Raw genomic sequence first — 24,994 nt, forward strand, 5'->3', positions numbered from 1 at the left:
GGGGGTGGGGTGGGCGAGGGGGATGACGGCGCCGGCGCGTTGCATGGAGTTGCCGGTGACGGNGAGGGAGCCGAGGGTCATGCCGTGGAAGGCGTTGGTGAAGTTGACGATCGATTCGCGTCCGGTGACCTTGCGGGCGAGTTTGAGTGCGGCTTCGACGGCGTTGGTGCCGGTGGGTCCGGGGAACTGGACTTTGTAGGGGAGGTTTCGGGGTGCGAGGACGAGGGCGTCGAAGGTTTCGAGGAANCGGCGTTTGGCGACGGTGTGCATGTCGAGGCTGTGGGTGATGCCGTCGCTGTCGAGGTAGTCGAGGAGGGCGCGTTTGAGGACGGGGTTGTTGTGTCCGTAGTTGAGTGCGCCTGCGCCTGCGAAGAAGTCGAGGTAGTCGCGTCCGTCTTCGGTGCGGAGCCAGGATCCTTTGGCGGAGGTGAAGACGGTGGGCCAGGACCTGCTGTAGCTGCGAACCTCGGACTCGAGATCGGTGAAGATGGTGGTGTCGATGGCGATTGTCATCGTTGCGCTCCTTCGGTGCTCGTGTCCCCGATGATGTAGAGCTCTTCGGATTCGTGCGCATCGGGAAAATGGCTGGGAGTGAACAGTTCTCGCTTCGTGATCGTGGTGTAGCGGTGTCGGGCAAGGGATGTGAACATGGCGATCGAAGCACCGTTGTCCGGGCTGATCGTGGTTTCCAGGCGGGTAATGCCCTGGTGGGAAAGGTGGTCCAGGAGTTCGTTCAGCATGGCTGCTGCCACGCCGTGTCCGCGAGCGGACTCGTCGACGGCCACCTGCCAGACGAACAGTGTGCTGGGGTCGTCACGTCGGACGTAACCGGTGACGAATCCGACGACGCGGCCGTCGAGTTCTGCGACGACGGAGCAGTCGTGGAAGTCCCTGCACCACAACAGGTAGGAATAGCTGGAATTGAGATCGAGCACGCGTGAGTCGCGGGCGATCTCCCAGATCCTGGTCCCGTCGTCGACCGTCGGTCTGCGGCAGGCGATCTCAGTTGGGGTAGTGCTCTCCGTGAAGGGCTTCATATGCAACTCGAACGTAACAACCCGATCTCATTCAGGGCACACCCCTGGTTGGCGAGGGTGGCGATATACCCGGTCCGTCCCAGGTGAGACGGCGGGTGTGAGGTGCGACACATTCGTGTAGCAGTGGACCGCCTCCGGGCGATTGTCCTGCCCGGCACCGGGTCGCCGGAAGGCTGCCGGCGCCCCGTCGGGATCAGTTCGGCGTGGCGATTGCGAACGGAAGCACCGCGGGGGCGCCGGCCGCACGCAGCTCCCGCGCGGCGGTCGTCAGCGTCCAGCCGGTATCCCAGAGGTCGTCGACGAGGAGCACCGGGCCGTCGGCAGGGAGCGGGCCGGGGGTGAGGAACGCACCCGTCAGGCCCGCGACGCGGTACGCGGAGTTCGCAGCCGAGACCGGGGGGCGTCCGGGAGTGCGGTGCAGGGTTCCCAGGTCGGCGAGTCTGCCCACCTGCGCCAGCCGCGCCGCCAGCGAGGACACCAACTGCGGCCGGACGTCCGACTCGACCGCCATGACGCCGGTCGGGCGGACCTCCCAGTCCCAGGCGGAGAGCACCCGGATCGCGGCGTCGACGATTGCGTCGGGAACCGGGCCGTCCGGCGCGTCGAACAGAGCGCGCAGTCGAGAGCCCCAGCCGAGGTCGGAGAGCCTGCCTATCGCGCGTCCGGTCTGTGGCCCGTCGGTGATCCTTCCGGACAGGGACAGGCCGAGCTTCGCCAGGCCGGTGGGCCACTGCTTGCGTGGTGTCAGGTCGACGCCCGGCCGGTCGAGGCGGGCCCTGGTGCGCGTCACGGACTGCTCGTCGACGCTGGTGTCGGGGCCGACGCCGGTGCAGTTGTCGCAGCGGCCGCAGGGGGCGGGTGTGTCGCCGAGCAGCGGGTCGTCGAGTTGGCGGCGCAGGAACTCCATCCGGCACATGGGGGTGCTCTGGTAGTCGATCATCGCCTGCTGCTCGGCCGCCCGGGCCTGCTCGAGCCGCTCGTAGCGCGGTGCGTCGTACACCCACGGCTGTCCGGTGCCGATCCAGCCGCCGCGGACCCGGCGCACCGCGCCGTCGACGTCGAGGACCTTGAGCACCATCTCCAGACGCGAGCGGTTGAGCTCGACGAGGGGTTCGAGTGCCTGCGTCGACTGCGGGCGCTCGAGATCGAGTGCCTCGAGGACCTGCCGCACGATGTGCTCACGCGGGAAGGCGACGGACGCGAACCAACTCCAGATCTGCCGATCCTCGTGGCCGGGCAGCAGCACCACCTCGGCGCGGTCCGTGGAGCGGCCGGCTCGGCCCACCTGCTGGTAGTAGGAGATCGGAGACGACGGCGCCCCCAGATGCACGACGAACCCGAGGTCCGGCTTGTCGAACCCCATGCCGAGCGCCGATGTCGCGACGAGTGCCTTCACCCGGTTCGCCAGCAGGTCGGCCTCGAGCTGCTCGCGTTCCGCGGGATCCGTCTGCCCGGTGTAGGCCGCGACCGTGTGGCCCTGATCGGTGAGCAGGGCGGCCAGTTCCTGTGCCGCCGAGACCGTCAGCGTGTAGACGATCCCGGACCCCGGCAACGAGTGCAGATGCTGCCCGAGCCACGCGGCGCGCTTGGTGGCCTCGTCGATACGCACCACCGACAGGCTGAGCGACTCGCGGTCGAGGCCGCCGCGCAGCACCAGCGTCTCCGCGCCCCCGACACCGAGCTGCGCAGCGACGTCGGAGACGACGCGGTCGTTCGCCGTCGCGGTGGTGGCGAGCACGGGGATGCCGTCGCCGAGATCGGCGACGAGGGTGCGGATGCGGCGGTAGTCGGGACGGAAGTCGTGCCCCCAGTCGGAGACGCAATGCGCCTCGTCGACCACCACGAGGCCGGCGTCGGCGGCCAGCGACGGCAGCACCTGGTCTCGGAAGTCCGGGTTGTTCAGGCGCTCGGGGCTCACCAGCAGCACGTCCACCTCGCCGTCGGCGATCCGCTGATGGATCTCGTCCCACTCGGTGACGTTGCCGGAGTTGACGGTGGCTGCCCGGACACCGGCGCGCGCCGCGGAGTCGACCTGGTTGCGCATCAGTGCCAGCAGTGGCGAGACGATGACCGTGGGACCGAGCCCCCGGGCGCGCAGCAGCTTCGCGGAGATGAAGTACACGGCCGACTTGCCCCAGCCGGTGCGCTGGACGACCAGTGCCCGCTGCCGGTGCACCACCAGCGCCTCGATCGCGGTCCACTGGTCCTCGCGCAGCCGGGCGTCCGGTCCCGCGAGTTCACGGAGCAGGGACTCGGCGTCGGCGCGGAGATCGGTCGCTGCGGAGGTCATGGCGTCCATCGTGCCGGACGACACCGACACGACGCCTGCACGCTGCGGGGGTCGCCGTCTGGTAGGCCTGAGCGATGGACCTGACAGATCACCCGATCCTCGGCGGCTTCGACGTGCTCGCGGGCGAGCTGGCCGACCTGTATCGAGACCTGCACGCGCATCCCGAACTCTCCTACGAGGAGCACAGGACGGCCGGCATCGTCGCCGAACGGCTCGCCGCGTCCGGGTACGACGTCACCAGCGGGATCGGTGGCACCGGCGTGGTCGGCGTTCTCGTCAACGGGGACGGGCCGGTCGTGCTGCTTCGCGCCGACATGGACGCGCTGCCCGTGCGGGAGGACACCGGCCTCGAATACGCCTCCACCGCGACGACGGTGAACTCGGCGGGCGAGACGGTGCCCGTCATGCACGCCTGCGGCCACGACATGCACGTCACCTGCCTCCTCGGTGCGGCCGATCTCCTCGTTCGCGCACGCGGGCACTGGTCGGGCACGGTGATCGCCCTGTTCCAGCCGGCGGAGGAACTAGGGGACGGCGCGCGCAGCATGATCGACGACGGTCTCTACTCGCGGATTCCGCGGCCGTCGGTGGTCCTCGGACAGCACGTCATGCCGGGTCCGGTCGGGTCCGTGTTCGCCAGCCCCGGAACTGCAATGGCAGCCGCACGCAGCATGCAGATCCGGCTGTTCGGTCGCGGTGGCCACGGATCGACGCCCGACCAGTGTGTCGACCCGGTGGTGATGGGCGCGTCCACGGTGATGCGGTTGCAGACGCTCGTCTCCCGGGAGGTCTCGCCGACGAACCCGGCCGTCGTGACGGTCGGCTCGTTCCAGGCGGGCACCAAGGAGAACGTCATCCCGGACGAAGCCGTGCTCAAGGTCAACACCCGCGCGTTCGAGACGCACGTCGCCGAGCAGTTGGCGGAGGGCATCGCCCGGATCGCGAACGCCGAGGCCGAGGCGTCGCGGGCCCCGCGTCCGCCCGAGATCATCGACCTGAACAGCTTCCCGCTGACCGTCAACGACGTGGACGCGACCCGGCGCACCCTCGTCGCGCTCGGCGGAATGCTCGGCGCCGACAAGGTGTTCGAGATCGGACCCGTCGCGGGCAGCGAGGACGTCGGTGACCTCGCCACCGAGCTCGGAGTCCCGCTGGCCTACTGGTTCATCGGAGGGTTCGAGATCGAGGAGGGGAAGGGGTTGCCGTCCAACCATTCCCCGCAGTTCGCTCCAGTCGTGCGTCCGACTCTCGATGTCGGGGTTGCGGCGCTGGTCGTGGCCGCGCAGGAATGGCTCGGCGCCGCGGCGCCGGGGACGACAGAGTTTCCGCGCACCATCGGCAAGGTCGCTGCGCGGGAGCTCTCCGCACACGGGTACACGCGGTACGAGCAGTTGACGTCCGTCGCCGCGACAGCGTTGCTGGCAATCCACGGAGTCGGCCCCAAGGCGATTCGGATCCTCGGAGACGAACTGGCGGAGCGGGGGCTCGCCTTCGCCGACGCATGACGGCAGCGAAGGCGAGCGCTGCCGTCAGTCCACGTACAGGGCGTCGAACACGGCCGCGAAGTTCTCCCCGACCACCTTCCGCTTGATCTTGAGCGTCGGGGTCAGCTCGCCCGTCTCCTGCGCGAGGTCGCGGTCGGCGATCGCGAACTTCTTGACCTGTTCGGGCTGGGCGAGTTTCGCGTTCGCCGCATCCACCGCCTGCTGGACGAGGCCGACGACCGAGGGGTGCGTCGCAAGTTCCGCGATCGACTCCGGTAGTCCTTGCGCCTGCGCCCACGGCAGCACCGTCTCGGGATCGAGAGTCACCAGCACCACCGGATAGGGACGCCGATCGCCGTGCATGACGGCCTGACTGATCCATGGCGACCGCTTGAGGTCGTTCTCCAGATTGGCGGGAGTCAGGTTCTTGCCGCCGGAGGTGACGATGATGTCCTTCTTGCGGCCGATGATCGAGACGTACCCGTCCGCGTCGATCGAGGCGAGGTCGCCGGTGTGCAACCAGCCGTCGGTGACGGCGCCGAAGGAGGCGTCGTCCATCTTGTAGTAGCCCTGGAAGATGTTGCCGCCCTTGAGGAGCAGTTCGCCGTCTTCGGCGACCCGGGCCTCGATGCCGGGCAGCGGCCTACCGACCGTGCCGAACCGGTGATGCTTGACGGTGTTGACGGTCGCGCCCGTCGAGGTCTCGGTCATGCCGAAGCCCTCCATCAGCGGAACCCCACAGCCGTAGAAGAACTCGAGGATCTCCTTCGCGATCGGGGCCGCGCCGGTGATCGCGAGGTCGAGGTTGCCGCCGAACAGGGCTCGAACACCCTGGAACAGGGCGGTTTCGGCGGCATCGAACATCTCCTGCAGTTCCGCGGGCACCGGCTCGCCCGCCGCCTGCATGTCCCGGACGCGCACACCGAGTGCGGCGGCCGCCAGGATTCGCTCCTGCTCCTCGGCGGGCTTCGATCCGACAGCGAGGGTGTAGATCTTCTCGAAGACGCGCGGCACCGACGGCAGATGTGTCGGCCGGACGGTCATCACCTCGCCCCCACGATGCGGGTGGTGTCGCCGCCCCAGTAGGCGATGACGCCACCGCGGTCGAACGTCATCAGCTGAAACAGCAGTGCGAAGGCGTGTGCGAGCGGCAGGAACAGGTACAGCACCATGTCCTTGTCCGTCGTGATGCCGTCGAGGGCGTCGAGGCTGTCGTTCGCGGTCATGATGGCGCGGTAGTTGCCGTGGGAGAGCACGCATCCCTTCGGTGGACCGGTGGTTCCCGAGGTGTACATGAAGACATACGGGTCCGTCGGGTCGACGGCCGCCGCCCGGCGGCGCAGTTCGTCGGCGCCCGCCTCGCGTCCGCGCCTGCGGATCTCGTCGGCCGAGATCGCGCCGCCGGCGTCGCCCTCCAGCACGGCGATCCACTCCAGCGCGGGCAACTGGTCGCGGACGGCGACGATCTTCGCGACCTGTTCGGCGTTCTCGCAGACGATGCCGCGGGCCTCGGAGTTGCCGACGACCCAGGCGCATTCGTCGGGGGAGTTGGTCGGGTAGACGGAAACGTGTACGCCCGCGGCCGCGACGATGGCGAGGTGTGCGACGGACCAGTCGAGGCGGGTGCTCGCCAGCACGGCGACGCGGTCGCCGACGCCCAGTCCGAGGTCGATCAGTCCGGCACCGAACTCGTCGACCCGCTCGGCCAGATCGCGGAAGGAGAACTGTTCCCAGGTGTCCGGGACACTCTGCCAGCGGGCGGCGGGCCGGTCTCCGTACTCCTCCGCGGCGCGGAAGACGAGGTCGGCGATGGTCTTGCCCGCAACTGTCCGATTCATACGCACATTCTCCGATCGCGAGGAGCGGCCTGTGACCTTGCTCACCCTGGCCGCGGTGCGGTGATGGTATGCCGCACGAACGATTCGGGGGTGGGTTTGCGTTCAGGAGTGTCGGGCGAGCAGTGCGTCCACCTCGTCGGCAGTGGGGGAGGACACCGCTGCGCCCGCCCGGGTCGTCGCCAGCGACCCTCCGACGACGGCGCGGCGCAGTGCGCGTTCGGGCCCCAGATGCCAGGACGCGGCGAGGGCGCCCGCGAACGCGTCACCCGCGCCGGTGGTGTCGACGACCGCGACCGGGGGTGCGGCGACGTGCACGGCGACACCGTCCGGTCCCCGCCATGTCGCGCCGCGCCCACCGAGCGTCGTCACGACGTGCGGCACCCGTTCGACGCTCGCGGATCCGAGCTGCGCGAACTCCGTCTCGTTCACGATCAGCACGTCGACCGATCCGATCAGGTCGGTCGGAGGAGGTTGGACCGGAGACGGGTTCACGAACACGAGGGTGCCCGCGGAGTGCGCGTGCGCGGCGGCCGAGACGACCGTGTCCATCGGCGTCTCGAACTGGCACAGCAGCACGTCCGACTGCGCGATCCGCGCCAGCTCCTGGTCGTCGAGGTCCGTGAACGCACCGTTCGCCCCCGGCACCACGACGATCGAGTTCTCGCCCGCGGCGTCGACGACGATGACCGCGACACCGCTCGGTCCCGGAATCACCCGGAGCAGGTCGATGTCGACGCCGGCCGCGGCGAGCGTGCCGCGCAGCGTCGAGGCGAAGGCGTCGTCGCCGACCGCACCGAGGAAGCAGGTGCGGGCACCGGCACGAGCGGCGGCGATCGCCTGGTTCGACCCCTTGCCGCCGGGGCCGGTTGCGAAAGCCGTCCCCAGCACCGTCTCCCCGCCGGTCGGGCGGACGGCGGTCGTCGCGACCAGATCCATGTTGACGCTGCCGAGGACCGTCACGCGCGCAGGCATGTTTCCGAGGTTAAGGCAGTGGCCGGGGCGGGCAGCCGAAAATCGGATGACGCTGTCGGACCGTGCCTCTACGGTGCACCCGACGGATCGGTTTCGGGGGAGGACATTGCGCATGGCGGCGACGATCGAGCGAGGCGACGGCACCCGTATCCACGGCCCCGGCAAGTTGTCGCCGGAGCGGCTCCAGCACGAGTTGGCGCTGCGTCGGCGGGCACATCGCATTCCTGGACGTCGGGCGCACGACGGGAAGGGTGGGCGCAGGCAGCAGCGTCGCGACGCCGCCAGCGCGGGGTGAGACACCTCGTCCGCCGGGTACGGCGCTGACCTCCTCCCCAACGATCGTTAGGCTGTGTTCATGACAGCGGTGAACGAGCAAGAGCTGGGGACGGACACGATCCGGAAAGCCGTGCACGACGCGGCCCGCCGGGCCCGGGTGGCGTCGAAGGCGCTGGCCCTGCTGACAACGGCCCAGAAGGACGCCGCGCTGCACGCCGCCGCCGACGCTGTCCTCGCCGCCACCGATGCGGTGCTCGCCGCCAATGCCGTGGACGTCGAGACCGCGCGCGCAGCGGGTACCGAGGAATCCCTGATCGACCGGCTCCGGCTCACCGCCGACCGCATCGACGGCATCGCTTCGGGGCTGCGTCAGGTCGCCGGGCTGGCCGACCCGGTCGGTGAGGTCGTACGCGGCTCCACGCTCCCGAACGGACTCGAGATCCGGCAGCTGCGGGTGCCTCTCGGCGTCGTCGGCATGGTCTACGAGGCCCGCCCGAACGTCACCGTCGATGCCTTCGGGCTCGCCCTCAAGTCCGGCAACGCCGCCCTGCTGCGCGGCTCGTCGTCGGCGAAGGCATCCAACGCGGCACTGGTCGAGGTGCTGCGTGCCGCACTCACCGAGCAGGGTCTGCCCGCCGACGCCGTCCAGTTGCTGCCGTCCGAGGACCGCTCGTCCGTCACCCATCTGATCCAGGCCCGCGGCCTCGTCGACGTCGTCATCCCTCGCGGCGGCGCCGGTCTCATCAACGCCGTCGTCCGTGATGCCACCGTGCCGACCATCGAGACCGGCGTCGGTAACTGCCACGTCTACGTGCACGCAGCCGCCGACCTGGACCGGGCCCGCGACATCGTCCTCAACGCGAAGACCCGCCGACCCAGCGTGTGCAACACAGCCGAGACGGTCCTCATCGACGCCGCGATCGCGGACGTCGCGGTGCCCGCGCTCACCCAGGCGTTGCAGACCGCAGGCGTCGTCATCCACGGCGACCTCGACGGTCAGGTCCCCGCGACCGAAGCCGACTGGACCGAGGAATACCTCACCCTCGACATCGCCATGAAGGTCGTCGCCGACCTCGACGAGGCCGTGGCGCACATCGACCGTTACGGCACCGGTCACACCGAGGCCATCGTCACCGACAACCTGGCCGCGGCCCGCGAGTTCACCGCCCGCGTCGACGCGGCCGCGGTCATGGTGAACGCGTCGACCGCGTTCACCGACGGCGAGCAGTTCGGGTTCGGTGCCGAGATCGGCATCTCCACCCAGAAGCTGCACGCCCGGGGCCCGATGGGACTGCCTGAGCTGACCTCGACCAAATGGGTGGTGTGGGGCGACGGCCACACCCGCCCCGCCTGATCCCGGCCGCCCCGCCCGACCCGGCTGCCCAGTCACCCGGCCCGTACGAAAGGTTCCCCCGTGGATCGAGCACTCCCGACCACCCCGCCCGTCTTCGCCAGCGTCGACGACGTGATCACGCGTCTCGCCGAGACCGGTTACCTCGCGGACAAGGGGACCGCGACCGCGGTGTTCCTCGCGGATCGACTCGGCAAGCCGCTGCTGATCGAGGGTCCCGCCGGAGTCGGCAAGACCGAATTGTCGCGCGCGGTCGCGCAGACGGCGGGCGCCGAACTCGTCCGTCTCCAGTGCTACGAGGGTGTCGACGAGTCGCGCGCCCTGTACGAGTGGAACCACGCCAAGCAGATCCTGCGGATCCAGTCGAGCACCGAGAACTCGTGGGAGGACACCCGGCAGGACGTCTTCGCCGAGGAGTTCCTGCTCTCGCGTCCACTGCTGACCGCCATCCGGCGCTCGGATCCGACTGTCCTGCTGATCGACGAGGTCGACAAGGCCGATGTGGAGATCGAGGGTTTGCTCCTCGAGGTCCTCAGCGACTTCGCCGTCACGGTGCCCGAGCTCGGCACCATCACCGCAACCCGAAAGCCGTTCACGGTGCTGACGTCCAACGGCACCCGTGAACTGTCCGAGGCGCTCAAGCGGCGCTGCCTCTTCCTGCACCTCGACTTCCCGGATGCCGATCTCGAACGCCGGATCCTGGCCAGCCGCGTGCCCGAACTGCCCGAGGCGATCGCCGAACAGCTCGTCCGCACGGTGCGGGTTCTGCGCGGCATGCAGCTCAAGAAGCTGCCGTCCGTGGCGGAGACCATCGACTGGGGTCGGACCCTGCTCGCGCTCGGCATGGACACCCTCGACGACGAGGCGATCCGCACGACCCTCGGCGTCGTCCTCAAGCACCAGGCCGACCAGCAGCGCGCCGAGTCGGAACTCCGGCTCAACTAACGACTAGGTCAACTAACGACTAGGGAGGCCTCATGGCCGTCACCGCAGGCAGGTCGGGGGTTCCGGCAGCACCGTACGGGCTGCCCGGGCACCTCGTCGACTTCGTCGAAGCCCTCCGTAAGCGCGGAATCGCGGTCGGACCGTCCGAGACCGTCGACGCCGGACAGGTGATGTCGGTTCTGGACCTGCTCGACCGGGAGTCGGTGCGGGAGGGGTTGGCGTGCGCGCTGCTGCGTCGACCGACGCACCGCGCCACGTACGACGCGCTGTTCGACCTGTGGTTCCCGGCCGCGGTCGGAGCGCGCACCGACGGCAGTGGTGACGTCGAGATCGAGATCCCGCGCGGCGAGAACGGTGAGGTCGACTTCGAGGCGCTGCGCGAGTTGATCGCGGGACTGCTCGTCGACGGGTCCGCGGAGTCCCTGCAACTGATCGAGCAGCTCACCTCGCGTCTCGTGGAGGAACTGGGCCAGTACCAGTCCGCGAAGGGGCCGTCGTTCTCCGCCTATCAGGCACTGCGGGACGTGGCCCCGGAGACGCTCGTGTCCCGGATCCTCGACGGCCTGCTCGGGCATTCGAGCAAGGGTGAGCACCAGGCCGACGATTACGCGACCGAGATCGCCCGCCGCACGGCCGCGCAGCGGATCGCCGACTTCCGCAAGATGGTCGAGATCGAGACGCGTCGCCGCTCCGCCGAGCAGCTCGGCAAGGAGCGCGTCGCGAGCTACGGCGTTCCGAAGCTCGCCGAGGAGGTCGACTTCCTCCGTGCCACCGACTCGGAGATGGTCACGCTCAAACGTACCGTCAATCCGCTCGCCCGCAAGCTCGCGAGCAGGCTCGCGGCGCGCCGCAAACGTGCGCGGGCCGGCGCCATCGACCTCCGCAAGACGCTGCGCAAGTCGATGTCCACCGGCGGCGTCCCCATCGACCTCGTGCTGCGCAAACCGCGTCCGGCACGCCCCGAGCTCGTCGTGCTGTGCGATGTGTCCGGCTCGGTCGCCGGGTTCTCCAACTTCACGCTGCTGCTCGTGCACGCGCTGCGCGAGCAGTTCGCCCGGGTCCGGGTGTTCGCGTTCATCGACACCACCGACGAGGTCACCCGGTTCTTCGACTCGGGCGCCGACCTCGGCGTGTCGATGTCGCGCATGATCCGCGAGGCCGACCTCATCGCGTACGACGGGCACTCCGACTACGGAAACGCGATCGGGGTCTTCGCCGAGCGGTTCGCGCACAGCCTGACGGGCCGCTCGTCGCTGCTCATCCTCGGCGATGCGCGCAACAACTATCGCGACCCCAACCTCGCGACACTGGCGCACCTGGCCACGGTCGCCAAACACACGCATTGGCTCAACCCCGAGCCGCGCGGCCAGTGGGGCGGCGGCGACTCCGCCGCCAACGTGTACGCCGACGTCGTACCGATGCACGAGTGCCGCAACGCGCAGCAGCTGGCCGCGGTCGTTGCGGGGCTGTTGCCGGTGTGACGTGGTGGCGAATTCACCCCGCGGCCTCCCAGTAAGCTCGACTCTCGTGCACAAGGGAGAGAAAGCGGCAGCGCGTCGCCGCAGGCTGGGAGTCATGGGTGGCACCTTCGACCCCATCCACCACGGTCACCTCGTCGCAGCGAGTGAGGTCAAGGATCTCTTCGATCTCGACGAGGTCATCTTCGTGCCGACCGGCCAGCCGTGGCAGAAGGCGGGCAAGAACGTCAGCGGCGCCGAGGACCGCTACCTCATGACGGTCATCGCGACGGCGTCCAATCCGAGTTTCTCGGTCAGCCGCGTCGACGTCGACCGGCACAAGGACACCTATACCGTCGACACCCTGCGCGACCTGCGTGACCAGCACCCCGACGCGGACCTGTACTTCATCACGGGCGCCGACGCGGTCGAGACGATCCTCACCTGGCAGAATTGGGAGGAGATGTTCGAGCTGGCGAAGTTCGTGGGTGTGAGCAGGCCCGGATACGAACTCGGTGGCGACCACCTCGCCGAGCACCTCGCCGGCCAGCCCGCCGACGCGTTGACGCTCGTCGAGATTCCCGCGATGGCGATCTCGTCGACCGACTGCCGCTTGCGGGCGAGTGAGAACCGTCCCGTCTGGTACCTGGTGCCGGACGGGGTGGTGCAGTACATCTCGAAGCGGAACCTGTATCGACCCCGGGGCGCGGAGCGTCACGACGGCGCGATCACGGTGTCGGGACCGGCACCGCAGCACGACACGGGCACGACCCAGAACACCAGCCGAACCCAGAACCGGGAGAACAGTTAAGTGAGCGCATCCGCCGAAGCACTCGAGATGTCGCGGATTGCCGCGTTGGCCGCCGACGAGAAGCTGGCCAAGGACGTGGTGGTTCTGGACGTGTCGGAACAGTTGGTCATCACCGACTGCTTCGTCATCGCGTCCGCGTCCAACGAGCGTCAGGTCAATTCGGTCGTCGAGAACATCGAGGACAAGCTGCGTGAAGCCGGGCACAAGCCGGTTCGCAAGGAAGGCACCCGCGAGGGTCGTTGGGCACTGCTCGACTACGTCGACATGGTCGTCCATGTGCAGCACGACGACGAGCGCAACTTCTACGGCCTCGAGCGGCTCTGGAAGGACTGCCCCGTCGTGACGATCGACGGCATCGAGGCACCCACGTCCGAGTGGGGTGCCGATTCCGACGGCGTCATCACCGACGACCGCGCGGGCCTGGACGACGCTGCCCCGGAGTCCGGACTGTGACGTCCGCGCTGCCGCATTCGCGGCGGCTGATCCTGCTTCGGCACGGGCAGACGGAGTACAACGCGGGCGACCGGATGCAGGGGCAACTCGACACCGACCTGTCCGAGCTCGGCCGAATCCAGGCGAAGTCGGCGGCGAAGGTACTCGCGGAGCGCGGGCCCGCCGCGATCGTCAGCTCGGACCTGCGGCGTGCGTCGGACACCGCAGCCGCCCTGGGCGAGCACGCCGGCCTGACCGTCACCACCGACATCCGCCTGCGGGAAACCCACCTCGGGGAGTGGCAGGGCCTCACGCACACCCAGGTCGACGAGCGCGACCCCGGAGCGCGGGCCGCCTGGCGTGCCGACGCGTCCTGGACGCCGCCCGGCGGCGAGAGTCGCATCGACGTCGCGCGGCGTGCCGTGCCGGTCGTGGACGAACTCGTCGCCGACCGTCCCGAGTGGGGTGAGTCGCCCGTGGTGCTCGTCGCGCACGGTGGTCTCATCGCGGCGCTGACCGCCGCGCTCCTCGACCTTCCCGTGGACCGCTGGCCCGTCCTCGGTGGCCTGGGCAACACCAGCTGGGTGCAGCTCAGCGGGCACGGCGAACCCGGTGCCGTCTCATGGCGTCTCGACGTGTGGAACGCGTCCGCAGCGGTGGCCGGCGATGTCCTCTGACCTCGCGGGCGGTGCCGCCGCCGAATCCGCCGATCGTCCGACGCTGTTGGTGATCGCGGACTCCCTGTCCTACTTCGGACCGAAGGGCGGGCTCGCCGCCGACCACCCGAAGATCTGGCCGAACATCGTCGCCGCGGAACTCGGCTGGGACGTCGAACTGGTCGCCCGCATCGGGTGGACCAGCCGCGACGCCTACTGGGCCCTGATCCAGGACCCGCGCGTGTGGGCGACCGTGCCGCGCGCGGGCGCGGTGGTGTTCGCGGTCGGCGGCATGGACTCGTTGCCGTCCCCGCTGCCGACCGCGCTGCGCGAGACGCTGCGGTACATCCGCCCACCCGCCCTGCGTCGCCAGGTCCGCAACGCCTACCAGTGGCTGCAGCCCCGGCTCGCGCCGCTGGGATGGCCCGTCGCGCTGCCCCCGAGGCTCAGCGTCGAGTATCTCGAGGAGTGCCGCACCTCGCTCGAGTACATGCGGCCGGAGTTGCCGATCATCGGCTGCCTGCCGTCCGTGCACCTCAGCGACGCCTACGGCAAGGTGCACGCTGGTCGTACGGCGGCCGTCAACGCACTCGAAGCGTGGAGCAGCGAGAAGGACGTGCCACTGGTCGACCTCGCCCAGGCGGTCCGTCCCGACATCTACTCCGGTGAAGGGAATCCCGACGGCATCCACTGGGGGTGGGCCGGCCACGCCGCGGTCGCCGAGGCGATGCTCCCGACCATCCGCGCCGCCGTCGCGGCTGCTGCCGCCCGCGCTGCCGATGTCGTGGACCCGGCCGCCGACGGAGCCCGGTAGTCGCCCATGGCGGTCGTCGTGGTCACGGACTCGTCCTGCGGTCTCGAACCGAAGGTCGCGGAGGACCTGGGTATCCGGGTGGTCCCGCTGCACGTACTCGTCGACGGGACCGACCTGCGCGAAGGTGTCGACGCGATGCCGGCGAACCTGTTCGTCGGCGCGGGCATCACCACCTCGGGGGCGTCGCCGGGTGAGCTGACGGACGCCTACGCCCGTGCCCTCGAGGACAGCGCCGGGGACGGTGTCGTCGCCGTGCACATCTCGCGGCAACTGTCCGGGACCTGGGAGGCCGGGCGGCAGGCGTCGCAGGAACTGGGGGACAAGGTTCGCATCGTCGACTCCCGTTCCACGGCAATGGCATTGGGCTATGCGGTGCTCGCCGCGGCTCGCCTCGCCCGGGCGGGCGGTAGCCTGCGCGCGGTGTACGAGCGGGCCGTGGAGGTCGCCGACCGGGGTCGCGTCCTCATCATGGTCGACCGGCTCGACCACCTGCGCCGCGGCGGCCGGATCGGCACGGCGGCCGCACTGTTCGGAACCGCCCTCGCGATGAAGCCGGTGCTGCACCTGGTCGACGGGAAACTGGTGCTCCGGGAGAAGACGCGGACCGCCACCAAGGCGATCGGCAGGCTCGTCGACGGCGCCGTCGAACTGGCGGAGTCCGGCACCAGGGAGCTGTCCGGATCCGACGCAGGCGACGTCGCGGTCGCGGTGCATCACGTCGGCGCCGCCGAGCGGGCGGAGCAGGTCGCGGCGGCGCTCCGCGAACGACTCCCCGGCGCAGGCGAGTTCGTTGTAGCCGAACTCGGCCCGGTCGTCGCGAGTCATCTCGGGCCCGGCGCAGTCGGGGTGCTCGTGGTGCCCGGCGGGGCCGACGCGCCCGAGTAGTACACAGGGCGCCAATTCATCCACAGGCCACGCTGTTTCGGCTGGTCGGCCCCGAGGTCCGGTGCGGCGCCCGTCCTACCGTCGTGTCATGGGCAGCACCGAGGTACGCGAGCAGATCAGGCGCAGACTGGACGCCGTCACCGGAGCCGTCAACGTCGACGACGCGACCGGCGAGTCCGATCACGACGACGGGGTGGGTGCGCCGGGCTGGCTCGAGTCCGATACCGCCGCGTCCGGTCCGCGGGTTCGGTTCGCACCGGGGCGTCGCGGCGTGATCGCGCTGGTGCTCGTCGCACTCGTCGCCGCAGGAATCGGCGGAGTCGCGGTGTGGCGGGACCGGCCCACCACGGAGTTGGCGCCGCCGCTGCCCGCGGTCGACGTCGTGGACGAGTCGCCCGCACCTCCCGTCATGCCGGGCACGCCCGCGCCACCACCGCCCGCCTCCGACATCGTCGTCAGCGTGGTCGGGCTCGTCCATACGAGCGGCCTCGTTCACCTGCCGGACGGATCGCGGGTCGCCGACGCCCTCGCCGCCGCAGGCGGTGCACGGGAGGGTGCGGACCTGCTGGGACTCAACCTCGCGCAGCGGCTCGCCGACGGCGACCAGGTGCTCGTCGGCCTGGCACCCGCTCCAGGGTCGGTGCCCGTCGCGGGAAGTGCCACCGTCGGCGCGGGTGCCGTCGGTGGGAGCGCCGGCGGCGGGACGGGGAACGCCACCGCCGGTGGGCCGGTCGACCTCAACACCGCAACCGAGCAGCAGCTGGACGCCCTGCCCGGAGTCGGACCGGTCACCGCGACCGCGATCATCTCGTGGCGCACCGCGAACGGCAGCTTCACCGACGTCGAGCAGCTCGGTGAGGTCGACGGGATCGGTCCCGCGCGACTCGAGAAGCTGCGCGACCTCGTGACGGTGCGGTGACGCCGCCGCGGGTCCTCGACCTTCGCCTGCTTCCGTCGGCTGGAATGTCCTGGGCGGCAACCGCTGTCGGGATCGGACTCGGGTGGCGCGCAGCGGTGTGGTTCGCCGCGGTCGCCCTGGCGGGAGCGGTGGCGGCGGCAGGGCTGCGGAGGCACTCGGCGGCAGTCGCGGGTGCGGTGATCGCGGCACTACTCGTGGGGGCGGGCTTCGCCGGCGCCACCGCGCTGCGGGTGCATGCGGTTCGGAGTCATCCCCTCGCCGCGGTCGCGGAGCGCGGCGGCCACGTCACCCTGACCGCGGTCGTCGTCGACGATCCGCGTCCCGTCCGCGGGCCAGCCGGTGGCTCCGTACTGGTCCGCGTCTCGCTCCGCTCGATGGACACCGCGCGTGGCGCACTCGACGTCGGGGGAGCGGTGCTCGTCTTCGCCCCCATCGACGGCTGGCAGGATCTGCTGCCGGGGCAGCGAGTGCAGTTGCGCGGTCGGGTCGGCGAATCGGACCGTGCGGATCTCACCGTCGCGGTGGTCCAGGCGACCGGGCCGCCGACCGAGGTCGGTGATCCGCCCTGGCATCAACGCGCGGCAGGGCACGTACGGCAGCGCTTTGCCGAGGCGGCATCTCGCGCCCTGCCGACCGACGCCGCCGGACTGCTGCCCGGTCTGGTGGTCGGCGACACGTCTGATCTGCCGGAACCCGTGGACGACGACTTCACCGCGGCCGGTCTCAGCCATCTGACGGCGGTGTCCGGCGCCAACATCTCGATCCTGTTGGGCGCGATCCTGCTCCTCACCCGGGCGGCCGCGCTCGGCCCTCGCACCACGGCGGCGATCGCCGGTGTCGCGCTCGTCGGCTTCGTCGTCGTGGCCAGGCCGTCCGCGAGCGTGCTGCGGGCCGCCGCGATGGGTGCGGTGGTGCTGCTGGCGATGGTGGTCGGCCGCCGCCGTCAGGCCGTGCCCGCACTGGCGGCCGCGGTCGTCGCACTGCTCGCGTGGTTTCCGGAACTGGCCGTCAGCTACGGTTTTGCGCTGTCCGTTGCGGCGACCGCGGCGCTGGTCCTGATCGCGCCGCGCTGGGCACGGCGGTGGCAACGTCGCGGCTGGCCCCGCGCCGTGGCCGAAGCGGTCTCGGTTGCCGTCGCCGCCCACGTCGTCACCGTGCCGATCGTGGCGGCGATGTCGGGGACGGTCAGCATGGTTGCCGTCGCCGCGAATCTCCTTGTCGCCCCCGTGATCGCGCCCGTCACGGTGATCGGGGCCGTGGCCGCGGCGGGCGCGACGGCCTGGGTCCCGCTCGGCGAGGTCGTCGCACTCGCGACCGGCCCGCCGCTGTGGTGGTTGCTGAGAGTGGCGCGTGAAGCCGCGGAGGTCCCGGGAGCGTCGGTGGTCGTACCGTCGGGGGCATTCGGGTTCGCGATCCTCGCCGTGACGGCCGCAGCGGCAATCACGGCGGTCGCGGTGCGTCGGCTCCGGATCGTGGCGATCGCCGTCGTGATCGGGTTGGCCGTCGCCTGGATACCGCTCCGGATGCTGATGCCGGGCTGGCCGGTCGCGGGCTGGGTTCTGGTGGCGTGCGATGTCGGCCAGGGTGACGCACTTGTGCTCGACGCGGGCGACGGGTCGGCGGTGGTCGTCGACGCCGGTCCAGCATCGCGGCCGGTGGACGGCTGCCTGGACCGGCTGGGGGTGCGGTCGGTCACGGCCGTCGTGCTGACTCATCTGCACGCCGATCATGTCGACGGACTGCCGGGCGTCCTGCACGGGCGAACGGTCGAGCAGATCGTGACCGGGCCGATGCGGCTGCCGACGCAGGCGTACGAACAGGTGCGGACGCTGGCATCCGGCGCGGGAGTGCCGCTCACCTCTGTCCACGCGGGGCAGGCGCTGACGGTCGGCACGCTGACGTTGCGGGTCCTCGGTCCGACGCTTCCTGCCCCTAGCGACCCCGAGGACGCCGACGACGCGGCCAACGATCAGTCGTTGGTACTGACGGTCGACACGGTTGCGGGACGCATCCTGCTGACCGGCGACGTCGAGGCAGCAGGGCAGCGTGACCTCATCCGCGACGGGGTCCCGCTCACCGCGGACATTCTGAAACTGCCGCATCACGGTTCGCGGACGACCGCGCCGGAGTTCCTCCGCGCGGTCGGGGCGAGGGTGGTCGTCGTGTCGGTCGGTGCGGGCAATACCTTCGGACATCCCAACCCCGACATCCTCCGCGCAGTGCGGGAGACGGGTGCGACGGTTGCACGGACCGACCTCGGCGGCGACATCGCGGTGAGCCGCGCCGGCGGTGGCGGTGTGGCCGTGACGTACCGGCGTGGGACGATCGTGCGGTGAGTCAGACCGAGCAGTTGCATCTCGTCCTCGGCGACGAGGAATTCCTCGTCGAGCGGGCAGTCGCGTCCATCGTCGCGATGGTCAGGGGAGCATCCGACAACCCGACGGATGTGCCGGTGGAGAGGCTGCGCACCGGTGACGCCACCCCGGCCGAACTGGCCGAACTGCTCAGCCCGTCGCTGTTCGCCGAGGACAAGGTGATCGTCCTCGAAGCCGCGGCCGAGGCGGGCAAGGACGCCGTCGCACTCGTTCAGGACGCGGCCGCGGCCCCGCCGGACGGATTCACCCTCGTCGTCCTGCATTCCGGCGGAGGCCGTGCGAAGGCGATGGTCGGCGTACTGCAGAAGTCGGGGGCGCAGGTGCACGAGTGCGCCAAGCTCAAGGCGTCCGAACGCGTCGACTTCGTCCGCGGTGAGTTCCGGGCGGCCGGCGCCCGGGTGTCACCGGAGGTAATCGAGACGATCCTCGACGCGGTCGGCTCCGATCTTCGCGAACTGGCCGCGGCGTGTTCGCAGCTGGTCGCGGACACGGGCGGACGTATCGACGCGGCCGCGGTGCACCGGTACTACTCGGGCAAGGCGGAGGTGTCCGGATTCGACGTCGCGGAGCTTGCTGTGGCGGGAAACCGGCCCGGAGCGCTCGAGGCACTGCGATGGGCGATGCTCCGCGGTGTCCCGCACGTCCTCCTCGCCGATGCGCTGGCTGATGCCGTGCACACCATCGCGCGCGTGGACTCCGCAGGACGCGGCGACCCGTTCAAGATGGCGTCGGGGCTCGGCATGGCGCCGTGGAAGGTGAAGAAGGCGCAGGCGCAGGCCCGGGGATGGAGTCCCGAGACCCTGGGCGTGGCGCTGCGTGTGGTCGCGCAACTCAACGCGGACGTGAAGGGCGGGGCCGCGGACGCGGACTACGCGGTCGAATATGCCGTGGGACGTGTGGCCGAACTGCGGTCGTGAGCACGTGTCCCCGGGGCGCCACCGTTCACGGGAACGCGAAAGACCGCCCGGTCGAATGACCTGGGCGGTCTCCAGCGATGACGTGAGTCGGGCGGCAGGGCCGCCAGCCGAGTGACGGCGAGCCGTCACACGGGGTGCGTCAGAGCTTGTTGGCGGCGAGGGCGAGCGCCGACTTCTTGTTGGCGGCCTGGTTGGCGTGGATGACGCCCTTGCTGGCTGCCTTGTCGAGCTTGCGGCTGGCGGAGACGAGGAGCTCGCTGGCCTTGTCCTTGTCGCCCGCGGCAGCTGCCTCGCGGAAGGAGCGGATGGCGGTGCGCAGCGAGGACTTCACCGACTGGTTGCGCAGTCGCTGACGCTCGTTGGTCTGGATCCGCTTCACCTGGGACTTGATGTTGGCCACGCGTAAAATCCTGTCGTCTTCGCTGGTTTCTGGTTGAGAAAGCTTTGGGTGCACTTAGGCACCGACAGGCCACTGTACCAGTGGCCGAGGTGCCGTCCCAAACCGGCGTGTGCGATCACGCATCGGAAACGGAGAAACACAGTTGTTTCGCCGCGCTCATCTCCCCTTTACCGTACGTGATGCCGCGGTGACACGGGTGTCGGACCATGAGCCGATGAACGCTCGAGCCGCCACACGAACCGCGCCCGGTCAGTCCGAGGGCGAGGTCTTCGACGGGTACACCGACATCGGTCGCTACGCCCTCGCGCACGACGAAATGTTCGCCGCCGACGGCACCGTTCGAGAACCGTACGAGGGGATCTTCGCGGCGCTCGCGCCTGCCAACGCCAACGACCTGGCCGCCCGCGCGGAGGCGTTGGCCCGCGCATTCGTCGACCAGGGCGTGACGTTCTCGCTCTCCGGGCAGGAGCGACCGTTCCCGCTCGACCTCGTACCGAGGGTGATCGGAGAGCAGGAGTGGACCGGACTCGAGCTCGGCATCGCCCAACGTGTCCGCGCACTCGAGATGTTCCTCGCCGACGTGTACGGCGACCAGGAGATCCTCCGCGATCGGGTGGTCCCGAAGCGGCTGGTGACGTCCTGCGACCACTTCCACAGGGAAGCGATGGGCATCGTGCCGCCGAACGGGGTCCGGATCCACGTCGCCGGGATCGATGTCATTCGGGACGCCAACGGCACCTTCCGGGTGCTCGAGGACAACCTCCGCTCCCCGTCGGGTGTCTCCTACGTGATGGAGAACCGGCGCACCATGGCGCGAGTCTTTCCCGACCTCTTCTCCTCGCATCGGGTGCGGGCGGTCGGCGACTACTCGGCACACCTGTTGCGGGCGCTGAGGTCGTCGGCCGCGGTGAACACCGCGGACCCGACCGTCGTCGTACTCACCCCCGGCATCGCGAACTCCGCCTACTTCGAGCACTCCCTGCTGGCCCGGCAGATGGGCGTCGAACTCGTCGAGGGCAGGGACCTGTTCTGCCGAGACAACGTCGTCTACATGCGCACGACGGAGGGGGAGCGGCAGGTCGACGTCGTCTACCGACGCATCGACGACGACTTCCTCGACCCGATGCACTTCCGGCCAGACTCGGTGCTCGGCGTCGCCGGGCTGCTCAACGCGGCCCGTGCCGGCAACGTGGTCATCTCCAGTGCCGTGGGAAACGGGGTGGGCGACGACAAGCTCGTCTACACCTACGTCCCCGCGATCATCGAGTACTACCTGGGCGAGAAGCCGTTGCTCGAGAACGTCGACACCTTCCGTTGCTGGCTGCCCGACGAATGCGAGCAGGTCCTCGACAGGCTCGACGAGCTGGTGATCAAGCCGGTGGAGGGTTCGGGCGGGTACGGAATCGTGTTCGGCCCGGACGCCTCACCCAAGGAACTCACCGAGATCGGCGAGAAGATCCGCGCCGATCCTCGAGGCTGGATCGCGCAGCCGGTCGTGCAGCTGTCGACCGTCCCCACCAAGATCGGCGACGTCCTCTCCCCACGTCACGTCGACCTCCGTCCCTTCGCGGTCAACGACGGCGACAGCGTCTGGGTGCTGCCCGGTGGACTGACGCGCGTCGCACTCCCCGAGGGGTCGCTCGTCGTCAACTCCAGTCAGGGCGGTGGCAGCAAGGACACGTGGGTCCTCGCCAGCCGCGTCCCCGACGCCGAACGGGAACTGGGCGGCGGGGAACTCGTCGGCGAGCCGGTCCGCCCCGGGCACAGCGAACTCGGTCCCGAACTCTCCGCCGGACAGCAGCAACAACAACAGCAGCAGAACGGTCGACGGCAACCCGTCGTCGACGGGCCGCAGGAGGGGGACGCCGATGCTCGCGCGTAACGCGGAGTCGCTGTTCTGGATCGGCCGCTACGTCGAGCGGGCCGACGAGACCGCCCGCATCCTCGACGTCGCGGTCCATCAACTGTTCGAGGACTCGACGGTCGACCCGGACCGGTCGTCCCGGCTGCTGCTGCGGGTGCTCGGCATCAATCCGCCGGAGGGTCCGTTGGACGTCTGGTCGCTGACCGATGCCGTGGCGTTCAGCCGAAGCCGCGGTGGATCGATCGTCGACTCCCTGTCGCGGGCCCGTGAGAATGCCAGGGGTGCAAGGGAAGTCACGTCCACCGAGATGTGGGAGTGCCTCAACACCACCTACAACGGTCTGGCCGAACGGGAGCGGGCCGCGCGCCGTCTCGGTCCGCACGAGTTCTTCAGCTACGTCGAGACCAGGGCCGCGATGTTCGCCGGCCTCGCCGACTCCACCCTCAGTCGCGACGACGGATACCGGTTCCTGCTCCTCGGCCGCTCCGTCGAACGTGTGGACATGCTCGTCCGGCTGCTGCTCTCGCGTGCGGGCGACCGCAACAGCTCACCCGCATGGGTGACCGTGCTGCGTTCCGCCGGCGCGCAGGACACCTACCTGCGCACGTATCGCGGTGCACTCGACGCCCACCGGGTCGTCGAGTTCATCCTTCTCGACCGCCTGTTCCCCCGGTCGGTGTTCCACGCGATCGGGCAGGCGGAACAGTGTCTCGACCAGTTGGACATCAACCCGAGCAGTCGCGTCGGTACCCGCGCCGAGGCGCAGCGCATCGTCGGCCGGGCGCGAAGCGAACTCGAGTTCCTGCCCCCGGTGGTGGTGATGGAGGACCTGCAGCAGCGACTCCTCGCGTTGCAGACGACGTGCCGCGACCTCCAGGAAGCGATTGCGCAACAGTACTTTCACTCCGCCCCGTGGGTGGCGTGGACCGATGCCGGGGCCGGGGTGTCGCCGGAAGCGGAGGTGGAGCGATGACTTGGCGTCTGCGGGTGGTGCACACCACGGGGTTCGCCTACGATGCGCCGGTGACGTCGTCGTTCAACGAGGCGCGGTTGACGCCGCGCAGCGACTCACGACAGAACGTCATTCACAGTCGGGTCGAGACGATTCCGGCGACGCGGGCGTACCGGTACACCGACTACTGGGGCACTGCTGTCACCGCCTTCGACCTTCATGCGCCCCACAGGTCGCTCGCCGTCACCGGATCGTCGGTGGTCGAGACCGAGGCAGTCACGATCCCGGTGGACACCGTGGGCTGGGATCAGTTGGACAATGGCCACATTCGCGACCAGTACGGGGAGTTCCTCGGTGGCACCGGATATGTCCCGACGACCGACCGGTTCGATGATGTCGCGCAGAGGCTGCGACGTGAGCACTCGCCCGCGAACGCAGTCGTCGAGGCCGCGCGATGGGTGCGCGAACACATGTCGTACGTGCCTGGAGCGACCGGCGTGCACACCTCCGCGCTCGAAGCCTGGGAGGAGCGCAGGGGTGTCTGCCAGGACTATGCGCACTTGACACTCGTCCTGGTGCGCGCCATGGGTGTTCCCGCGCGCTACGTGTCCGGCTACCTGCACCCGAAGCGAAATGCGGCACTGGGCGTGGCCGTCAGCGCAGAGTCGCATGCGTGGGTGCAGACCTGGACCGGATCGTGGTGGGGCTATGACCCGACCAACGGTGTTCCGGTGAATGAACAGCACGTGTCGGTCGCGGTAGGACGAGACTACGCGGACGTTCCCCCACTGAAAGGGATCTATTCGGGAGGGGGATCGACACACCTCGATGTCGTTGTGGAGATGATTCGGCTCGCGTAGCGTCCGGCTCCAGACATTCTTCACTTCGTGATCGAACCTCGAGCAAAGGTGTCAGATGTCCCCAACAGCACAGGAATTCGTCGAGAAGGAACCGATCTCGGACATCAAGAAGTACGTCGCCGAAGCGGTCGGAACGTTCATTCTGGTGTTCGTCGCCGTCGGCACTGCGGTGGTTGCGGGCGACAAGGTCGGAAACCTCGGTGTCGCACTCGCGTTCGGTCTGACCCTGCTCTTCCTGGTCTACTCGATCGGACCGGTGTCCGGCTGCCATGTGAACCCCGCGGTGACACTGGGGCAGTTCCTCATCGGCCGGGTCAGCGCCATGACGGCCGGAATCTACGTGGTGGCGCAGCTGATCGGTGGTCTGGCAGCCGGCTTGGCTCTCTTCGCCGTGGCGCAAAGCCTGCCCGCCTACGATCGCGAGGCGTCCGGACTCGGCGCGAACGGTTGGGGTGCCCACAGCCCGTCCGCGATCGAGGGTCCCCTCGGCGGTGTGCTGCAGAACGGCTACGGCATCGGCGCCATGATCGTCATCGAGGTCCTGCTCACCGCACTGCTCGTGTTCGTGGTGCTGGCTGCCACCGACCAGATCTCGGACGTCCCGCTCGCAGGCATCGCGATCGGGTTCACTCTCGCCGCAATTCACATCATGTCGATCCCCGTCGACAACACCTCGGTCAACCCGGCGCGCAGTTTCGCGGTCGCGTGGTACCAGGACGGGGCGCCCGCGCAGCTGTGGGCGTTCATACTGTTCCCGCTGATCGGTGGCGCGCTCGGCGCGTTGGCATACCGCGCGCTGTTCGGACGATACGACCGACTGCACGACTGACGTTTCGGAGACCGGGATCGGGCGTCGGCCATGGAGGCCGGCGCCCGATCGTTTGCGTCAGGACCAGCTGTAGTCGCTGCGGAGGCGCGTAGCGACCTGATCGAACCGGGCGCGGTCGAGGATCGCGCCCTCCCTGCGGATACCGGACTCCGGCACATCGAGCACCCGGTCCAGTCGCACCCAGCTCGGCCGGTTCCCGCCGTCCCACGAACCCGCACCGATACCCAGCCAGTTCCGGCTGCCCTCGCGCTCCGAGTTCGACGACAGCATCAGGCCGAGCAGTGTCGCGCCGTCACGTCCGACCACCAGCACAGGACGATCCTTGCCCTGCCCCGCGTCCTCCTCGTACGTCACCCACGTCCACACGATCTCCCCGGGGTCGGCTCGGCCGTCCAGGTCGGGTGCGTACTCGACGGTGCGGGCGCGGTGCGCGGTCGGGACCGCCGTCGACGACACCGGCCTGCCGCGGTCGCGGGGCTTCGGCCCGGGCACGCCCGGCTCCGTGCCTGCCGCCGGTTTCTTGCCGGGCAGCACACCCGACTGCTGCAACCCCTTGAGAATTCTCGGGCCCTCCCGCAACGCGATTTCGCCGAGTTGCCTGCCGAACTGTGTCCACCTCGAAGCCATGCG

General features: G+C 69.6%; 25 protein-coding genes. 17 read left to right on the top strand and 8 right to left on the bottom strand.

The window, feature by feature from the left end:
• The 3 genes from RHCRD62_RS22455 to RHCRD62_RS22465 form a co-directional block, all read right to left on the bottom strand.
• A partial coding sequence (locus RHCRD62_RS22455; RefSeq protein WP_157051034.1) for an aminotransferase class III-fold pyridoxal phosphate-dependent enzyme occupies positions 1–513 on the bottom strand: 513 nt, incomplete at its 3' end.
• Positions 510–1,037: a diaminobutyrate acetyltransferase gene (ectA, locus tag RHCRD62_RS22460; protein ID WP_050066997.1), complete on the bottom strand. Its 528-nt coding sequence runs from the start codon at positions 1,035–1,037 to the stop codon at positions 510–512. The genes ectA and RHCRD62_RS22455, both read right to left, overlap by 4 nt.
• Positions 1,038–1,230: 193 nt before the next feature.
• Entirely contained in the window at positions 1,231–3,327 is a 2,097-nt protein-coding gene (locus RHCRD62_RS22465; RefSeq protein ID WP_050067223.1) for a RecQ family ATP-dependent DNA helicase, read from the bottom strand.
• Positions 3,328–3,401: 74 nt separating this feature from the next.
• Between RHCRD62_RS22465 and RHCRD62_RS22470 the strand changes: the two genes are divergently transcribed.
• The gene (locus tag RHCRD62_RS22470; RefSeq protein ID WP_253277443.1) at positions 3,402–4,832 is read left to right on the top strand and encodes an amidohydrolase; all 1,431 of its coding nucleotides are present in this window, start codon (positions 3,402–3,404) and stop codon (positions 4,830–4,832) included.
• Positions 4,833–4,856: 24 nt separating this feature from the next.
• On the opposite strand, the gene RHCRD62_RS26210 is transcribed toward RHCRD62_RS22470, so the two are convergent.
• The 3 genes from RHCRD62_RS26210 to RHCRD62_RS22480 all read right to left on the bottom strand — a co-directional run bounded on the left by RHCRD62_RS26210 (position 4,857) and on the right by RHCRD62_RS22480 (position 7,621).
• Positions 4,857–5,855 carry an AMP-dependent synthetase/ligase gene (locus tag RHCRD62_RS26210; RefSeq protein WP_216596660.1) on the bottom strand — a complete coding sequence of 333 codons (999 nt, stop codon included), beginning with the start codon at positions 5,853–5,855 and terminating at the stop codon, positions 4,857–4,859.
• Entirely contained in the window at positions 5,855–6,649 is a 795-nt protein-coding gene (locus tag RHCRD62_RS26215; protein WP_216596661.1) for an AMP-binding protein, read from the bottom strand. The genes RHCRD62_RS26210 and RHCRD62_RS26215 overlap by 1 nt, the downstream gene beginning before the upstream one ends.
• Before the next feature lie 102 nt (positions 6,650–6,751).
• Complete coding sequence (locus tag RHCRD62_RS22480; protein WP_050066998.1) at positions 6,752–7,621, bottom strand: ribokinase; 870 nt, start codon at positions 7,619–7,621, stop codon at positions 6,752–6,754.
• Between the two features lie 112 nt (positions 7,622–7,733).
• Between RHCRD62_RS22480 and RHCRD62_RS22485 the strand changes: the two genes are divergently transcribed.
• The 12 genes from RHCRD62_RS22485 to holA all read left to right on the top strand — a co-directional run bounded on the left by RHCRD62_RS22485 (position 7,734) and on the right by holA (position 19,459).
• Positions 7,734–7,916, top strand: coding sequence for a hypothetical protein (locus RHCRD62_RS22485; RefSeq protein ID WP_157051035.1), 183 nt, complete (start codon positions 7,734–7,736; stop codon positions 7,914–7,916).
• Positions 7,917–7,976: 60 nt separating this feature from the next.
• On the top strand, positions 7,977–9,251 hold the full coding sequence (locus RHCRD62_RS22490; protein ID WP_050067224.1) for a glutamate-5-semialdehyde dehydrogenase: 1,275 nt from the start codon (positions 7,977–7,979) through the stop codon (positions 9,249–9,251).
• Between the two features lie 60 nt (positions 9,252–9,311).
• Positions 9,312–10,193: an AAA family ATPase gene (locus RHCRD62_RS22495; protein ID WP_050067000.1), complete on the top strand. Its 882-nt coding sequence runs from the start codon at positions 9,312–9,314 to the stop codon at positions 10,191–10,193.
• Positions 10,194–10,225: 32 nt separating this feature from the next.
• A complete protein-coding gene (locus RHCRD62_RS22500) occupies positions 10,226–11,674 on the top strand; it encodes a vWA domain-containing protein (protein WP_050067001.1) in 1,449 nt (482 codons plus the stop codon).
• A 94-nt stretch (positions 11,675–11,768) separates the two neighbouring features.
• Positions 11,769–12,461, top strand: coding sequence for a nicotinate-nucleotide adenylyltransferase (gene nadD / locus RHCRD62_RS22505; RefSeq protein WP_050067002.1), 693 nt, complete (start codon positions 11,769–11,771; stop codon positions 12,459–12,461).
• Positions 12,462–12,914, top strand: a complete 453-nt coding sequence (gene rsfS / locus RHCRD62_RS22510; protein WP_050067003.1) for a ribosome silencing factor — start codon at positions 12,462–12,464, stop codon at positions 12,912–12,914.
• Positions 12,911–13,570: a histidine phosphatase family protein gene (locus RHCRD62_RS22515; RefSeq protein WP_050067004.1), complete on the top strand. Its 660-nt coding sequence runs from the start codon at positions 12,911–12,913 to the stop codon at positions 13,568–13,570. The genes rsfS and RHCRD62_RS22515 overlap by 4 nt, the downstream gene beginning before the upstream one ends.
• The gene (gene octT, locus RHCRD62_RS22520) at positions 13,560–14,363 is read left to right on the top strand and encodes a diglucosylglycerate octanoyltransferase (protein ID WP_050067005.1); all 804 of its coding nucleotides are present in this window, start codon (positions 13,560–13,562) and stop codon (positions 14,361–14,363) included. The genes RHCRD62_RS22515 and octT overlap by 11 nt, the downstream gene beginning before the upstream one ends.
• A gap of 6 nt (positions 14,364–14,369) precedes the next feature.
• Positions 14,370–15,248, top strand: coding sequence for a DegV family protein (locus RHCRD62_RS22525; protein WP_050067006.1), 879 nt, complete (start codon positions 14,370–14,372; stop codon positions 15,246–15,248).
• An 88-nt stretch (positions 15,249–15,336) separates the two neighbouring features.
• The gene (locus RHCRD62_RS22530; RefSeq protein WP_050067007.1) at positions 15,337–16,167 is read left to right on the top strand and encodes a ComEA family DNA-binding protein; all 831 of its coding nucleotides are present in this window, start codon (positions 15,337–15,339) and stop codon (positions 16,165–16,167) included.
• A 44-nt stretch (positions 16,168–16,211) separates the two neighbouring features.
• Positions 16,212–18,503, top strand: coding sequence for a ComEC/Rec2 family competence protein (locus RHCRD62_RS22535; RefSeq protein ID WP_050067225.1), 2,292 nt, complete (start codon positions 16,212–16,214; stop codon positions 18,501–18,503).
• A complete protein-coding gene (holA, locus tag RHCRD62_RS22540) occupies positions 18,500–19,459 on the top strand; it encodes a DNA polymerase III subunit delta (protein WP_050067008.1) in 960 nt (319 codons plus the stop codon). The genes RHCRD62_RS22535 and holA overlap by 4 nt, the downstream gene beginning before the upstream one ends.
• A gap of 139 nt (positions 19,460–19,598) precedes the next feature.
• Here the strand turns inward: holA and rpsT are convergent, their stop codons facing one another.
• Complete coding sequence (gene rpsT, locus RHCRD62_RS22545; protein ID WP_050067009.1) at positions 19,599–19,859, bottom strand: 30S ribosomal protein S20; 261 nt, start codon at positions 19,857–19,859, stop codon at positions 19,599–19,601.
• Between the two features lie 214 nt (positions 19,860–20,073).
• On the opposite strand from rpsT, the gene RHCRD62_RS22550 reads away from it, so the two are divergent.
• The 4 genes from RHCRD62_RS22550 to RHCRD62_RS22565 are packed head-to-tail and all read left to right on the top strand — an operon-like array spanning position 20,074 to position 24,364.
• Positions 20,074–21,741, top strand: a complete 1,668-nt coding sequence (locus tag RHCRD62_RS22550; RefSeq protein ID WP_050067226.1) for a circularly permuted type 2 ATP-grasp protein — start codon at positions 20,074–20,076, stop codon at positions 21,739–21,741.
• On the top strand, positions 21,728–22,696 hold the full coding sequence (locus RHCRD62_RS22555; protein ID WP_050067010.1) for an alpha-E domain-containing protein: 969 nt from the start codon (positions 21,728–21,730) through the stop codon (positions 22,694–22,696). The genes RHCRD62_RS22550 and RHCRD62_RS22555 overlap by 14 nt, the downstream gene beginning before the upstream one ends.
• Positions 22,693–23,535 carry a transglutaminase family protein gene (locus tag RHCRD62_RS22560; protein ID WP_050067011.1) on the top strand — a complete coding sequence of 281 codons (843 nt, stop codon included), beginning with the start codon at positions 22,693–22,695 and terminating at the stop codon, positions 23,533–23,535. The genes RHCRD62_RS22555 and RHCRD62_RS22560 overlap by 4 nt, the downstream gene beginning before the upstream one ends.
• 55 nt (positions 23,536–23,590) lie before the next feature.
• A complete protein-coding gene (locus RHCRD62_RS22565) occupies positions 23,591–24,364 on the top strand; it encodes an aquaporin (protein ID WP_050067012.1) in 774 nt (257 codons plus the stop codon).
• Between the two features lie 57 nt (positions 24,365–24,421).
• On the opposite strand, the gene RHCRD62_RS22570 is transcribed toward RHCRD62_RS22565, so the two are convergent.
• Positions 24,422–24,991 carry a type II toxin-antitoxin system PemK/MazF family toxin gene (locus tag RHCRD62_RS22570; protein WP_050067013.1) on the bottom strand — a complete coding sequence of 190 codons (570 nt, stop codon included), beginning with the start codon at positions 24,989–24,991 and terminating at the stop codon, positions 24,422–24,424.
• Positions 24,992–24,994 lie beyond the last annotated feature (3 nt).

This window comes from Rhodococcus sp. RD6.2, from assembly GCF_001040705.1.
GTDB lineage: Bacteria > Actinomycetota > Actinomycetes > Mycobacteriales > Mycobacteriaceae > Rhodococcus_G.